At 63.5% G+C, this 15,119-nt stretch carries 7 protein-coding genes; 5 read left to right on the top strand and 2 right to left on the bottom strand.

Going from position 1 to position 15,119, the window contains the following annotated elements:
* Positions 1 to 5 precede the first annotated feature (5 nt).
* From B0G73_RS05465 to B0G73_RS05455, 3 genes are all read left to right on the top strand, one after another.
* Positions 6 to 5,030: a non-ribosomal peptide synthetase gene (locus B0G73_RS05465; protein WP_106278634.1), complete on the top strand. Its 5,025-nt coding sequence runs from the start codon at positions 6 to 8 to the stop codon at positions 5,028 to 5,030.
* 115 nt (positions 5,031 to 5,145) lie between these two features.
* Positions 5,146 to 6,516 (top strand): lysine N(6)-hydroxylase/L-ornithine N(5)-oxygenase family protein, encoded by a 1,371-nt coding sequence (locus tag B0G73_RS05460; protein ID WP_106278632.1) that lies wholly within the window; start codon positions 5,146 to 5,148, stop codon positions 6,514 to 6,516.
* Positions 6,517 to 6,587: 71 nt separating this feature from the next.
* Positions 6,588 to 7,430, top strand: a complete 843-nt coding sequence (locus B0G73_RS05455) for a formyltransferase family protein (protein WP_106278631.1) — start codon at positions 6,588 to 6,590, stop codon at positions 7,428 to 7,430.
* A 71-nt stretch (positions 7,431 to 7,501) separates the two neighbouring features.
* On the opposite strand, the gene B0G73_RS05450 is transcribed toward B0G73_RS05455, so the two are convergent.
* Positions 7,502 to 9,220 carry an MFS transporter gene (locus B0G73_RS05450; protein ID WP_106278629.1) on the bottom strand — a complete coding sequence of 573 codons (1,719 nt, stop codon included), beginning with the start codon at positions 9,218 to 9,220 and terminating at the stop codon, positions 7,502 to 7,504.
* Between the two features lie 127 nt (positions 9,221 to 9,347).
* On the opposite strand from B0G73_RS05450, the gene B0G73_RS05445 reads away from it, so the two are divergent.
* Positions 9,348 to 10,286 (top strand): LysR family transcriptional regulator, encoded by a 939-nt coding sequence (locus B0G73_RS05445; protein WP_106278628.1) that lies wholly within the window; start codon positions 9,348 to 9,350, stop codon positions 10,284 to 10,286.
* Here B0G73_RS05445 and B0G73_RS05440 read toward each other — a convergent pair.
* Entirely contained in the window at positions 10,283 to 12,466 is a 2,184-nt protein-coding gene (locus tag B0G73_RS05440; RefSeq protein WP_106278626.1) for a TonB-dependent siderophore receptor, read from the bottom strand. The two genes, B0G73_RS05445 and B0G73_RS05440, sit on opposite strands and share 4 nt — an antisense overlap.
* Positions 12,467 to 12,880: 414 nt before the next feature.
* On the opposite strand from B0G73_RS05440, the gene B0G73_RS05435 reads away from it, so the two are divergent.
* Positions 12,881 to 15,109 (top strand): NADP-dependent isocitrate dehydrogenase, encoded by a 2,229-nt coding sequence (locus B0G73_RS05435; protein ID WP_106278624.1) that lies wholly within the window; start codon positions 12,881 to 12,883, stop codon positions 15,107 to 15,109.
* Positions 15,110 to 15,119 lie beyond the last annotated feature (10 nt).

The following is a 15,119-nucleotide window of genomic DNA, read 5'->3' as shown; positions in this document are numbered from 1 at the left end:
TTAGCATGACCACTGCCAAACCGGATCTGCTGTCCCTCGCGTCACGCTTCGCGCTGTTGCCGGATGTGCAGCGCAAGGCCTTTCTCACGAAACTCGACGCCGCCGGCATCGACTTTCGCGTGCTGCCGATTCCGCCGCGCGCCGAGCGCACCGCAAGCGTGCCGGCTTCGTTCGCGCAAACGCGTCTGTGGCTGCATGCGCGGATGATCGACGAACCAGCCGCGTATCACATAACCGAACGGCTGCGACTCGACGGCGCGCTCGATGCCAACGCGCTGCGTCTTTCGTGCGACGCGCTGATCGCGCGCCACGAAGCGCTACGTACGACTTTCGCCGAAAGCGGCGACGGCGTTTTGCAGACGGTGCATGCTCCCTCGCGCTGCCCATGGCACGCCAGCGATGTGAGCGCGTGGCCCGCGGATCAGCGCGAGGCGCGTGCCGCCGACATCGCACGGATCGATGAAGCGAAGTCCTTCGATCTATCGCTCGGTCCGCTGATGCGCGCGCATCTGATCCGTCTCGATGCGAACACGCATTGGCTCGCGTTGACGACACATCACATCGTCTCCGACGGCTGGTCTTCGGATGTGATACTGGCGGAGCTGGCATCGTTCTATCGCGCGTATGCGAAGAGCGAGGCGGTCTCGCTCGCGCCGTTGCCGATCCAGTACGCCGACTTCGCGTTGTGGCAGCGTCGCTGGCTCGATGCGGGCGAACGCGAACGCCAGTTGTCGTTCTGGCGCGATCGGCTGGATGCGAATCGCGACGTGCTGATGTTGCCGGGCGCCGCGCCGCGTCCGGCGCAGCGCAGCGCGCGTGGCGCACGGCATCGTTTCGTCCTCGATGCCGCGCTCGTGCAGCAAGTGAAGACACTGGCCCATGCGCAGCGCGCGACGCCGTTCGCCGTACTGCTGGCGGCGTTGAGTGCGTTGCTCGCGCGTTCGTCGGGTGAAACGCAGATTCAGATCGGCGTGCCCGCGGCCAATCGCGAGCGCGGCGAAGTGGCCGGTCTCGTCGGCTTCTTCGTGAACACGCTTACGCTTGCCACGCCGGTTCCGGCGACGCAGCCATTCGCCGCGTTGGTCGGCGCGACGCAGCAAACGCTGATCGACGCCCAATCGCATCAGGACGTGCCGTTCGAACAGGTGGTCGAAGCGCTCGGCGTGGTGCGCAGCGCGAGTCATCATCCGCTGTTTCAGGTGATGGCCGCATATGGAGCGCGGCGTCGTTTGCCGTCGCTCGCGGAAGTGCGCATGACGGAGTTGCCTTCCGGTGCGCCGTTCGCCAAGTTCGATTTGACGCTGAGCTTCGAGGAACGGAACGACGGTTCGATCGATGCGTACTTCATCTACGCGCTCGATCTATTCGACGCCGATGCGATAGAGCGCCTCGCTGCGCGATTCATCGAGTTGCTGTCGAACGCGACGGCGGCATCGGCCACTGCGATTGGCGACTTGCAATGGCTACCGGAAGCGGAGCGCGCACAACTCGACGCATGGAATAGCACCGCAACCCCTTCTGAAACAGTATTCAGACCGGTGCATGAGCGCGTGGCCGACCACGCAAGAGCGCGGCCGGATGCACGCGGCGTCGCGGATATGAACTGCTCGCTCACGCGCGGTGAAGTGGATGCGCGAGCCGCGCGTTTGGCGCAACGCCTCGTCGCGGCAGGCGTGAGTGCGGAGATGCGGGTCGGCGTCGCGTTGAGCCGCTCGGTGGATCTGCTGGTCGGTCTGATCGCGGCGCTGAAGTCGGGCGGAGCGTTCGTTCCGCTCGATCCGAGCCATCCGCGTGAGCGTCTTGCACAGATTCTCGACGACGCGCAGATCACGCACGTCATCACGGAACGCGGGAGTCTCGCTGCGTTGCCGGCGTCGGACCGTTTGCGATTGTGGCTGATCGACGAGGAGCCGCATGCTGACGAGCCCTTGGCAGCGGACGTCGAGTTGCCGCGCGTGTCGCCGCACCAGGCGGCGTATGTGATTTATACGTCCGGCTCGACAGGCAAGCCGAAGGGCGTCGTGGTCGATCACGGTTCGTTCGCGCTGCATTGCGCGGCGATCGCGGAGCGCTACGGCGCGGGCGAGCGTGACGTGTTCCTGCTGTTCCAGTCGGTCAATTTCGACGGCGCGCATGAAGGCTGGTTCTCGCAATACATGTCCGGCGCGGCCGTGGCCGTCACCGCGGACACATTGTGGCCGCCCGCGCAAACCTGCCGGATGATGGCGCGCGAAGGCGCGACCATGACCTACGTGCCGCCAGGTTGCGCAACCCAACTCGCCGAATGGGCGATCGCGCACGGTGCGCCGCCCAGCTTGCGTTCGCTGACGGTGGGCGGTGAAGCCACCTCGCGCGAAGCGTTCGCGCTGATGCGCCGGGCGTTTCCGAACGCGCGCATCGTCAACGGATACGGGCCGACCGAAACCGTCATCACGCCGATGCTGTGGATGTTCTACCCAACCGACGACACCGCGAAGCTCGCGGACAGCGCCTATTTGCCGATCGGCACGTTGGTCGGCGCGCGCTCGGCGCACGTGCTCGATGCACGCTTGAATCCGCTGCCGGTCGGCGTGATCGGCGAGTTGTATCTGGGCGGCGAGGGCGTGGGTGTCGCGCGCGGCTATCTGGACCGGCCGGCGCTCACGGCCGAGCGCTTCGTGCCGGATCCGTTCGGTCCACCGGGCGCACGGCTCTATCGTACGGGCGACCTCGTCAAGCGGCGCGCGGACGGCGTGTTTGACTTTATCGGCCGCGTCGATCATCAGGTGAAGCTGCGCGGCTTGCGGATCGAACTCGGTGAGATCGAAGCGCAACTCGCCGCGCACGACGATGTGCGTGAAGCCGTGGCGATCGTGCATGGCAAGGGCGCGCAAGCCGCGCTGGTGGCATACGTGGAATTGAGTGCCGAAGCGCGCGAGCGCAGCACGCGCGCGGATGCGGCGGAGCTCGACGCGCATCTGCGTCACACGTTGCCGGATTACATGGTGCCCGCGCACATCGTCGTGCTCGACGCATTGCCGCGCAATGCCAACAGCAAGGTGGACCGCGCGGCATTGCCGGAGCCGCAGCGAGTCGCGCGGGTCTATCAGGCGCCTGCTGCGGGACTCGAAAGCGCGCTTGCGCAGATTTTCCGCGAAGTGCTGGGCGTGGAGCGCGTCGGCCGCGCCGATCATTTCTTCGAACTCGGCGGGCATTCGCTGGCCGCAGTTCGTGTGGCGACGCGCGTGGCCGAGCGGCTCGCGCGTGATGTGCCGGTGCGTACGCTCTTCGAAGCACCGACGCTCGCGCAATACGCGCAACGGGTGCTGGCTTCGGCCCACAGCGAAGCGCTGGCCGATGCGGGCAACGACGCTTCGAGTGGCGCTTCGAATTCACAACCGATAGCGGACGCGAACGGCATTCTGCCGCTTTCTTCCGCGCAATTGAGCTTGTGGTTCCTGTGGCGCTCGCAACCGGAGAGCGCGGCGTACAACATTCCTGTTGCGCTGCGTTTGCGTGGCGCGCTCGATGTCGATGCGTTGCGCGAAGCGTTTGCTCAAGCGGCCGCGCGGCATCCGGCGCTGCGTGTGCGGCTGGTTGAACGCGATGGGCAGTTGCCGGGTCAGCGCGTGGCCGAGCCGGCGCCGTTCGATCTGCGCGTTGTCGATCTATCTGGCGATCGATCGGACACGATCCGCGAGAGCGCCGCTGTCGCGCTCACCGACGAAGACGCGCTCACGCCATTCCATCTGCTCGACAATGCGCCGCTCTGGCGTGTGCGCCTATTGCGTCTCGCGGAGCGCGATCATGTGTTGTCGCTGGTCGTGCATCACATCGTGTCGGACGGTCAGTCGATCGATCTATGGCTCGACGACGTGCGCGCCACATATGTCGCGATCGTGCGCGGCGCGTCGCCGAGAGCTTCGGTGGTGGGAACGGCTGAGAATCGAGAGCTGGTCTTGCCGGTCGCCGCGCCGCGAGCGCGTCTGTCGTTCTGGCGCGATGCATTGGCCGACGCGCCGTCGCAGGTGCTGCCGTCGCCGTCGTCGGGCCGTGCCGTGTCGCCCACCTGGAGTTGCGGCCGTCTCGCGTTCGAATTCAGCCCGGCGCTCGTGCGCCGCGCCCGCTCGATGGCGCTCGAAGTCCACGCCACCTTGCCCATGCTGCTGCATGCCGCGCTGAACGTGGCCTTCTATCGCGCGACGGGCGCCACCGATCAACCGGTCGGCGTTCTCGCCTCCACGCGCGAACTGACCGGCGAGGCCGCGCGCCGCGCGCTCGGACTCTTTATCAATGCGGTCGTCGTGCGCACGCGGCTCGCGAAAACCGACACACCCACGACGCTGCTCGCCGAAGTCCGTGACGCCGCGCTCGCCGCTTATGCGCACGCTGACACGCCGTTTGCCGACGTGGTCGCGGCGTTGCGCGCTCCTCGTACCGAAGCGGCCAATCCTTTGTTCTCAGTGATGTTCAACTACCTGCGCCCGGCGGCAACAGCGGAACGCGACTGGGCCGGCCTCACGCTCGACGATTTCAACGACGTGCGGCACCGCGTGGTGTTCGAACTGGAACTGGATGTGGTCGAGCATGCCGACGGGCGCGTGACCGGCGCCTTCTCGTACGCGAACGAGCTGGTGGACGGCCGCTTCGTCGAGATACTGACCGCAGACTATCTGGACGTGGTGCAACAGTTCGTCGATGCACCGCATGAGCAACTCGGTGCTTCAGCCGCGCGCTTTGCACTGGAGTCCGCCAGCGTTGCGGCCGGCACGCAGGCGCGCGCGACCTCTCACGACAAAGCATCGCAACGCGCGCAGGCGCTCGAACGCGTCTGGAGCGATCTCTTCGAAGGCAACACGCCCGCGCATCACGACGACCTGTTCGAAGCGGGCGCGAGTTCGTTCGACGTGGTCCGCTTCGTCGATGCCGCGCGGGCCGCCGGCCATGCGTTGGAAATCGCCGACATGTTCGCCGCGCCGACCTTCGCACAGCTTGGGGCGCGGCTCGTTGCGCGGGGATCGAGCGTCGTCGAGTTACGGGACGACGCATGAGCCCAGTAAGAAAGCCGGCAAAAACCGCAGTCAATAAAAACCGCATCAATCACGAAAGATTTTTCACCGGCCCGCGCACGCGGGGCGCCGGCTTCCACCGATAAGGACCTGCGACATGCACAGAGACACCGTATTTGATCTGATCGGAATCGGCTTCGGACCGTCGAATCTTGCGCTTGCCGTGCGCCTCGCCGAAGAGGCCGGCGTGCCGGATCTCGCGCATTGCTTCATCGAGCGTCAGCCGGAATTCGGCTGGCATCGCGGCATGCTGCTCGATGATTGCCGGATGCAGATTTCCTTCCTGAAGGATCTTGTGACAATGCGCGATCCGAAAAGCCGCTTCACGTTCATCAATTATCTGTTTGAGCGTGGACGTCTGGCGGATTTCGTCAATCTGAAGAACTTCTATCCGACGCGTGTGGAGTTCCACGATTACCTGAGCTGGGTCGCGGCGTCGTTCGACGATCGCGTGAACTACGGGCAAACCGTGACCGGCATCGAAGCGGTCAAGAGTGCAGCCAACACGAACGACGTCGAAGCGCTGCGGGTTTTCTCGCGCGACAGCGAGGGCCGCGAGTGGCAGCGCGTGACGCGGGCGCTGTCGGTCGGCATCGGCGGCGGTCCGCAGGTTCCGGAAGCCTTCGCCGCGCTGGGTACGCACAACATCGTGCATTCGTCGCAGTACCTGACGTCCATCGACCGCGCGGTCGGACCCGCGGGCGGCGCGCGAAAACGCGTGGCGGTGATCGGCGCGGGACAGAGCGCGGCCGAGGTGTTCGTCGATCTGACGCGCCGCTTTCCGCACGTCGATGCGAGCCTCGTCATCCGCTCGAGCGCGCTGAAGCCCGCCGACGACAGCCCTTTCGTCAACGAGATTTTCAGCCCGGCCTTTACCGATATCGTCTACGCGCAGCCGCGCGACGGCCGCCGTTCGCTGATCGAGCGCTTTCGCGACACCAACTACGCGGTGGTCGATCGTCCGCTGATCGAGCAGATCTACGAGATGCTTTACTTGCAGAACGTGTCCGCCGATCCGCGGCACCGGCTGCTCGCGAACACCGGCATCGAAACGGCGGTGCGCACGGCGGGCGGCCAGATCGAACTCACATTGCGTGATCGTCTGAGCGGCCACGCGCGGGCCGAGCAGTTCGACGCGCTGGTGCTCGCGACGGGCTATCGCCGCGACACGCATTTCGAACTGCTGGATGGCCTCGCACCGCATCTCGGCGATGCGCTTGCGCAAGGCAACGTCGAACGCGATTATCGGCTCGCCACGCCGGCGAGTTTCAAACCGCGCGTTTATCTGCAGGGCTGCTGCGAAGACAGTCATGGGCTGTCCGACACGCTGCTGTCGGTGCTCGCGCTGCGCTCAGACGAAATCGCCGCGTCGCTCGCGCACCACGCATCGCAGGACCGGCCGGCCGGCCGGACACAACAGGCACAAGAAAACGCGACAAACGTGGGCCGCATGGCCTTCGCTCTTTAATAAAAGACGGCCGCTTCAGCCGTAGAAAAACCCGGTCCTGGCGTGCCACGACTCACACATAGGAAACCACTATGCCGAAGAAAAAACTCGTTTATATCTGGTCGCTGAGAAACGCAGCCGCCGACAAGGCCGGGCAAGACGTCGCGTACAAGAGCGGCACGCGCTACATGAAGTCGGTGCTGGAGTCACTCGTCGAGGCGCTCAACGACACCGAACTGGGCGACCAGTATTCACTCGAAAAAGTCATTTACGACGATGACGCCGGGTCCAGCGTGGATCGCGAGAAACTGAAGGAATACGGCTTCGCTTACGAACCGGGCAAGCGCTGGTTCTATCCGCCGAATCTGCGTGTGCAGGGCAAGCCGGTCAACGATCTGCTGCTCGCCATTCCATCGACGTACCGGCGTGAGCCGCTCGATGCGCCCGGACGACCGGCAGGCAAGAGCGCTTTCGAAAAGCATCTGCTAGATACGCTGGTGGAGTTGAAGGCCGATATCGTCGTGCTCGACGGGTTGTTGATCATTCTCGACGAACTGGTTCGGCCGGGCGCGCCGTTCTATCGCAAGATCGTAAACATTCATCCGGGCGTGACGCGCGCCGAATCGCCGTACGAGCGGCGCGGCGCCTATGCGACGCTCGATGCGCTCTACGGAGCGCGCGGCCAGAAGGTCGTCAACTGGAAGACGATGGAGACCGTGGCGGTCGAACCGCTCTATCTGACCGGCGCATCGTTTCACTATGTCGACAACGGTATCGATTCGGGCGAGGTGATTCACGACGTGCTGAATACCGAAATCGATAAGGACGATACGATCCTCGAACTGCGCTGGAACAATTTCAACCGCAGTCTTTTCCCGGCTTTGAATGAAGGGCTCGCGATGATGGCGGGCCAGAAGGTACAAGTGGAAGCGTGAGCGGTGAGGCGGCGTGTAGGCGCCGCTCCAAACTTATCTGCTTGCGCATCGCGCCGTCGATGAAGCGCTAACTAACACGCGTCGCATCGGGCTGGTTGTTGCTGCTGCTTCGCCGGCGCGGGCTTCTCGCTTTTTAGTCTTCTCGATGCGCTGCCCGAAATCACGAAACTGAGCGCGGCAAGCACCCACACGCCGACTCCGCCGTAGACCATCACCCAGCCGAAGCCCTGGATCAACGCGGCATGCACGACGCTGCCCGACGGGTCGATTTGCGCCAACACGGGCATCCCCGTTCTGACCGCTTCGACATCGCCCGCCGCAATCTTCTCCGCGAGTCTGCCGAGCGGCGCGGTGTCGAGCGTCTTCGGCAATTGCGTCTTCAGGTTAAAGAGAATCCCGCCGACCAGGATCGCACCCATCAACGCGATGTTGATTGCGAGCGTAATCATCCGCGCACTCATGTCGATGCCCGACGCCATGCCGGCGCGTTCCGCGGGAACCGCAGCGGTCGTCGTATTGGTGACGGGCGTATTGGTGAGACCGAGGCCCGCGCCCGCGATCATGCAACCTGGCAACAGGGTCCATGCGTTGGCATGCGCGGCGCCGCTGCCGTAACGCATCAGCATGAAGCCGACGCCGATCGTAAACAGTCCGACAGGTATGGCGATTCCCGAGCCGTAACGAAGTGCCAGACGTTCGCCAAGCGGCGGAAACAGCAGCGTCGGCAGCGTGTAGGCGAGCAACGCGAGTCCTGCGCTCACGCTGTCATAGCCGAGGCCGATCTGGAAGTAGATCGGCAGATAGATCATGAACGGCCAGAAGCTGAAGTTCATGCCCGCCGAGCCCATCAGTGCGCCGGAAAACTGCGGAATCCTGAACACGGAAAAGTCGAACATGGGCCGCGCATTGAGTTTCTCGGCAAACAGAAAAGCCACGAAAGCGACCAGCGTCGCCGCGATGATGAAGAGCGCACGTGGATTGCTGAAACCAAGCGCCGGAACCTGCGTGATGAAATACACGAGCCCGAACACCGCCAGCGACAACGTGACGATGCCGGCAACGTCGAGCGTATGCGCGTGCGGGTCACGCGATTCCTGCACGCCGCTGAAAACGAGCGTCAAGGTCACGACAGCGAGTAGCGCGTGCACCCAGAAGACCCATTGCCAACTCGACAACGCCACGATGGCTCCGCCGACGATCGGCCCAAAGCCGAGTCCGATACCGAAGATGATGCCCCACGCGCTGAATGCGCGAGCGCGTTCGGGGCCTTCGTTGAACTGATGCGATAGCACGGCCACCTGGCAGATCAGCATGGCGCCGCCGCTCGCGCCTTGCAGCACGCGCGCGACGATCAGCGTCGGCACGCTTTGCGCGAGTCCGCAGATCAACGAGGTGATGCCGAACAACGCGATGCCGATCACGAAGATGCGCCGGCGGCCGAACCGGTCCGCCAGTGTGCCGGTCGCCATCAACACGGTGGTCACCGCGAGCGTGTAGGCGTTCATGATCCACTGCATGCCTTTGAAGTCGCCGTGCAGCACGCGTTCGAGCGTCGGCAGGATCACCGGCACGCTGGAGATTTCGAGGCCGAACATCAGCGACGCAAGGCATACCGCGCCCAACGCCAAAGTGTTTTTGCGGAGCGAGAGGAAAGCGGCGGGTTGTGGGGTGTCGTCGCTCGCAACGCTTCGTGCACGATGCGCTTCGCGCGAGATCGGTTGACGTCGAACCGCTGCGTTCGTGCTGGGCCGTTGTGCACGCCGTGGCGGCGCGATCGGGTCTTGTGACATGGATATTCACCTCGTTAGTCGATGGGCTCGCCCACCATGGACTGTGTAATATAGGGGGAAATCACGTCCCGATTGACGCATAAAAATCCCGGAAATGCGTCTCCATGGGAACCAATAGGGCGAACAGATGAGCGACATCCTCGACGGCGTGACGACCTTCGTACGCGTGGTGGAAACGGGCAGTTTTGCGCTCGCGGCGGAGCGGATGAACCTGACCCGCTCGGCGGTCGGCAAAGTGATCGTGCGGCTGGAGAAGCGCCTCGGCGTGCGCCTGCTCAATCGCACGACGCGCAGCCAGCGTCTCACCGAAGACGGCCAGGCTTACTACGACCGCTGCGTGCGCGCGCTGGCCGAACTCGAAGCCGCCGAAGCCGATCTCGACTCTGGCCGACGCGAGCCCCAAGGCCGTTTGCGCGTGAGCGTGCCGCAGGCTTTCGGTCACTACTGCGTGGCGCCTGTGCTGCTCGGACTTGCGCGCAAGCATCCGCAATTGAAGATCGACATTTCGATTACCGACCGCTTCGTGGACGTGATTGAAGAGGGTTTCGATCTCGTGGTGCGCGTGGGCCCGCTCGCCGACAGCGTGAGCCTCGCCGCGCGCAAGCTCGGCATGCAGCATGCGAGTATCGGCGCCGCGCCGGCTTATCTCGCGCGTCATGGCACGCCGCGCAACGTGGAGGAATTACGCGGCCATGCGGTGATCGCCTACTTGCGAGCAGGATCGGCGCAGCCGTGGGATGTGGTCGACGTCGACGGGCAAATCCGCCGCGCGCAGGTTCAGCCGCAACTCGGTTTCGACGACATGAAAGGGATTGTCGATGCCGCTCTCGCCGGTTTCGGCCTCGCATGGCTGCCGAGTTGGCTATTGGCCCGTTATGAGAAAACAGGCGAGCTGGTGACGGTGATGGAGAATTGTTTCCGGCCTGCTCAGGAGATTCACCTGGTGTGGCCGAAAAGCCGCTATCTGCCGCTGAAAACGCGCTGTGCGATCGATGCGCTGGTTGCGGAGATTCCCGCCATGATCGGGACGCCCGCCAGGGGCGCCCCTCGTTCAAGCGATGCTTAGAACTGCAGCGTTGCGCTGGCTACGGCAGTGCGCGTGGGCGACGGCGCCACGTAGTAGCCCCACGCCGTCGTCCAGTAACGGCGGTTGAACAGGTTGTTGATGCCCGCGCGGAACGTCACGTCCTTGCCCGCGATCTTCGTCTCATAGCGGCCGCTCAGATCGAACGTGGTGTATGCCGGCACGAACTGAGTGTTCTGCGCATCGACGGCCTGGTTGCCGACGTACTTGCCGCCGAATGCCAGCGTCAGCGGACGCAGATACGACGGGTTGTATTCGATGCGGCCCGTCACGGTGAAGCGCGGCGCGCCGTAGATGCGCTTGCCTTCCACGGTCGGGTCGTTCACGTCCACGGCCTTCGTATCGAGCCACATCACGCCGCCCAGCACGCGCCATTCGCTCGTGACCGCAAGCCAGCCGCTCGCGTCGAGGCCTTGATAGCGTTTGGTGCCGTCCTGCACGAAGATATTGTCGACGTTCGTGTAGTTGTAACCCTGATCGACGCGGAACAGCGCGAGGTTGGCGCCCCACTTGGCGTGATCGGTCTTGAAGCCGACTTCGTACTGCTTGCTGCGCAGCGGGCCGAAGGTGTCCGGGTAGTTGAGGTTGGTGTTCGAAGCCGCCCCCCCTTGTTCCAGCGACTCCACGTAGCTCGCATACAGCGTCGAGTACGGATCGGTCTTGAACATCAACGCGAAGGTCGGCGTAACCGGGTCCGCCTGATACTGCGACGACACCGCGCCGCTCGGGTCGTACACGTGCTGCTGATATTGCGTGTAGCGCACGCCGACCAGTGCCGACAGACGCGACGTGAGTTGCACGGTATCGCTCGCGTACACGGCGGCTTGCGTGGTGCGCTGCTGACGGTACAGGTTCGAGCCGATGCTGACTTCGTCGTTGGTCAGCAACGTGCTGGCGTACAGATTGCCGTTGCCGAGGAAGTAGCCGTCGTTCCAACCCGTGCTGTTGCTGTACTCACTGGTTTGCGTCAGGAAGCCCGCGCCCACCACCACGTCGTGCTTGATGCTGCCTGTGTTGAAATGGCCTTGCACCATGCCGTCGACGTTCTGATAGAAGTAGCGCGTCATGGCCGCGTAGAGCGTGTTCGAGTAGTTGCCTGCAGGGTCGGTGACGAACAGCAAGCTATCCGAATTCGTGCGGTTCTCCTTGGCGAAGCGATACTTGATGCTCGCATGCCAGTTTTCGGAGATGCGGTAATCCAGGCCCGTGCCGAACGAGGCCATTTCGGTCTCATAGTAGTTCTGCGGTTGCGTGAGCGCGTGGGTGACTTTGCTCGCGTCGGGAATGCCGCCGGCGTCGGCGCCGAACATCAGGCCGAACAGCGTGCCGTTGGTTCTGCGCTTCTGGTAGAACGCGTCGGCGCTCCACGTCAGATCGGGCGTGATGCGGAAGTCGAATGCGAGCGAAGCGACCTGGCGGCGCACGTGGCCGTGGTCTTCGGCGGTGTTGCCGTTTTCGTTGGCGAGGTTCAGGCGATAGCCGAAACGGTCGTCATTGCCGAAGCGGCCGCCCAGATCCACCGCCTCGCTGAACACGCCGGCCGACTTGTAGCCGACCGAGATGCTGCGGTACGGCGTGTCGGTGGGGCGCTTCAACACGTAGTTGACGATACCGCCCGGCGAGCCGAAGCCGTACATGAAGCCCGACAGGCCCTTGAGCAACTCGACCTGCTCGAACGGTTCGAGCGAGAGGTCGGTATCCCACGAAGGGAAACTCTGGCCGTCCACCTTGACGCTGTTCAGCGTGTCGATCGGCATGCCGCGCACGGTGAACATGGAGTTTTCGCTGATCGCGTTCTCGCTGGTCACCGAGACCGCCGGATCGTACTTGTACAGATCATTGGCGGTCGTCGCGAACAGGTCCTGCGCTTCGTCGCTCGTCACGACGTGGGTCGAGAACGGCGTGTCCACCTGCTTGCGCGAACCCAGCGCGCCCGCGCTGATTGTGTCGGCCTGCGCCACGGTAGTGTCTTTCGACGCCGAGACGCTCACGGCCGGCAGCGTCGCGCCGGCGTCGCTGGCCGCGACCTGCGCCCAGCCCGAAGTCGATAGCGTGGAAAGCGTCAAACCGACGCTGGCGAGAAGCCCCGCGCTCAGCAGCGAGGGAGTGCGGCGTTGGCCGCGCACAAACGCCGGTCGGCCGGCGACAAAGAATATCTGCATGTTGTTTGAATTGGACAGAGTGACGCCTGTCACGCACCTGGAAAAGTGCGAAACGGCCTCAGCGACAGCGAGTGGTTGGAGTAATCGAAATGTAAGAACACAGGTGCGTTTAAATGGTAATGCATCTGATTCGCATTAACAATATATTTGTTGCGAGTTCTGAGTCATCTATAAGACATCTGTCATAAGACGACGCTAAATCGGCCGAAAGCCTTGTCTGGCGGGGCTCGACCCTCTTGATGGCGTTTCCGGGATATGTTTGTTTAGCAGCGAGTAGAGGAAAACACGCATATACTCACGGCTTGGCCGTAGAAAGTAGTGCCGTGCGTCGCGCCGCAATGTTGTTTTGCCGCAACGTGCTGGTCGGCACCGCCGAACGCTCTGTCTAACACTTCACCTAGCAAAGCACCGAACATGTCCACACCGCCGAAGATCATCTACACCCTGACCGACGAAGCGCCTGCTCTGGCGACTTACTCGCTGCTGCCGATCGTGAAGGCGTTCACGCGCTCGTCCGACGTGATCGTCGAAACGCGCGATATTTCGCTTGCCGGCCGGATCATCGCTGCATTCCCCGATTACCTGAGCGCGGAACAGAAGGGTCCCGACGATCTGGCGGAGCTGGGTGGACTCAGCACGCGTCCGGAAGCGAACGTCATCAAGCTGCCGAACATCAGCGCGTCGGTGCCGCAGTTGAAGGCCGCGATCAGCGAACTGCGCGATCAGGGTTACAAGCTCCCGGCGTATCCGGACGTCGCGAATACCGACGCCGAAAAAGACGTCAAGGCTCGCTACGACAAGATCAAGGGCAGCGCCGTCAACCCGGTGCTGCGCGAAGGCAATTCGGACCGCCGCGCGCCGCTGTCGGTCAAGAATTATGCACGCAAGCATCCGCACAAGATGGGCGCGTGGAGCGCGGACTCGAAGTCGCACGTCTCGCACATGAGCGGCGGCGATTTCTACGGCAGCGAAAAGTCGGCGCTGATCGGCGCAGCCGGTTCGGTGAAGATAGAACTGACGGCAGCGGACGGCTCGAAGACGGTGCTGAAGGAAAAGACGGCCGTGCAAGCGGGCGAGATCATCGACGCTTCGGTGCTGTCGAAGAACGCGCTGCGCAGCTTCATCGAAGCGGAAATCGCGGACGCGAAGGCGAAGGGCGTGCTGTTCTCGGTGCACCTGAAGGCCACCATGATGAAGGTGTCGGATCCGATCATCTTCGGTCACGTGGTGTCGGTGTTCTACAAAGACGTGCTGAGCAAGCACGCCGACGCGCTGGCGCAAGCCGGCTTCAACCCGAACAACGGCATCGGCGATCTGTACGCGCGCCTGAAAGACCTGCCGGCTGAAACGGTTGCCGCGATCGAAGCCGACATCAAGGCGCAATACGAACAGCGTCCGCAACTGGCCATGGTCAATTCGGACAAGGGCATTACCAGCCTGCATGTGCCGAGCGACGTGATCGTCGACGCGTCCATGCCGGCCATGATCCGCGAGTCGGGCAAGATGTGGGGCGCGGACGGCGCGCTGCACGACGCCAAGGCCGTGATTCCGGACCGCTGCTACGCGGACGTGTATCAGGCGGTGATCGAAGACTGCAAGAAGCACGGCGCGTTCGATCCGGTCACGATGGGCACGGTGCCCAACGTCGGCCTGATGGCGCAAGCGGCTGAAGAATACGGCTCACACGACAAGACGTTCCAGATCCCGGCAAACGGCGTGGTTCGCGTGACGGACGCGGCCGGCACGGTGCTGATCGAACACCAGGTGGAAGCAGGCGACATCTGGCGCATGTGCCAGACCAAGGACGCGCCGGTTCAGGACTGGGTCAAGCTCGCGGTCAATCGCGCCCGCGCCACCAACACGCCGGCCGTGTTCTGGCTCGACGCGGCTCGCGCGCACGACGCTCAGATCATCAAGAAGGTCGAGCAATACCTGAAGAACCACGACACCACCGGTCTGGACATTCGCGTCATGACGCCGGTCGAGGCGACCAAATTCTCGATCGAACGCATCCGCGCCGGCAAGGACACGATATCGGTCACCGGCAACGTGCTGCGCGACTACCTGACCGACCTGTTCCCGATCATGGAACTGGGCACGAGCGCGAAGATGCTGTCCATCGTCCCGCTGATGGCCGGTGGCGGCATGTTCGAAACCGGCGCGGGCGGTTCGGCGCCGAAGCACGTTCAGCAACTGGTCGAAGAAGGTTTCCTGCGTTGGGACTCGCTGGGTGAATTCCTGGCGTTGGCCGCGTCGCTCGAACATCTGAGCAGCGCGTATCACAACCCGAAGGCGCAGGTTCTGGCCAAGACGCTGGATCAGGCAACCGGCAAGTTCCTCGACAACGACAAGTCGCCGGCGCGCAAGGTTGGCGGTATCGACAACCGTGGCAGCCACTTCTACCTCGCGCTGTACTGGGCCGAAGCACTGGCCGCGCAAACCGAAGACGCGGCGCTGCAGGCGCAGTTCGCCGGCGTGGCGAAGGCATTGGCTGAGAACGAGGCGAAGATCGTCGAAGAACTGGCTGCGGCACAAGGCAAGCCGGTGGATATCGGCGGTTACTATCGTCCGAATGTCGAACTGACGAGCAAGGCCATGCGTCCGAGCGCCACGCTCAACAAGATCGTGGACGCGATTGCGTAAGGCATTGAGG

It is taken from the genome of Paraburkholderia sp. BL25I1N1 (assembly GCF_003002025.1).
Taxonomy (GTDB): Bacteria; Pseudomonadota; Gammaproteobacteria; order Burkholderiales; family Burkholderiaceae; genus Paraburkholderia.
Note: the sequence above shows the minus strand (reverse complement) of the source record. Positions and strands in the feature narration are given on the sequence as shown.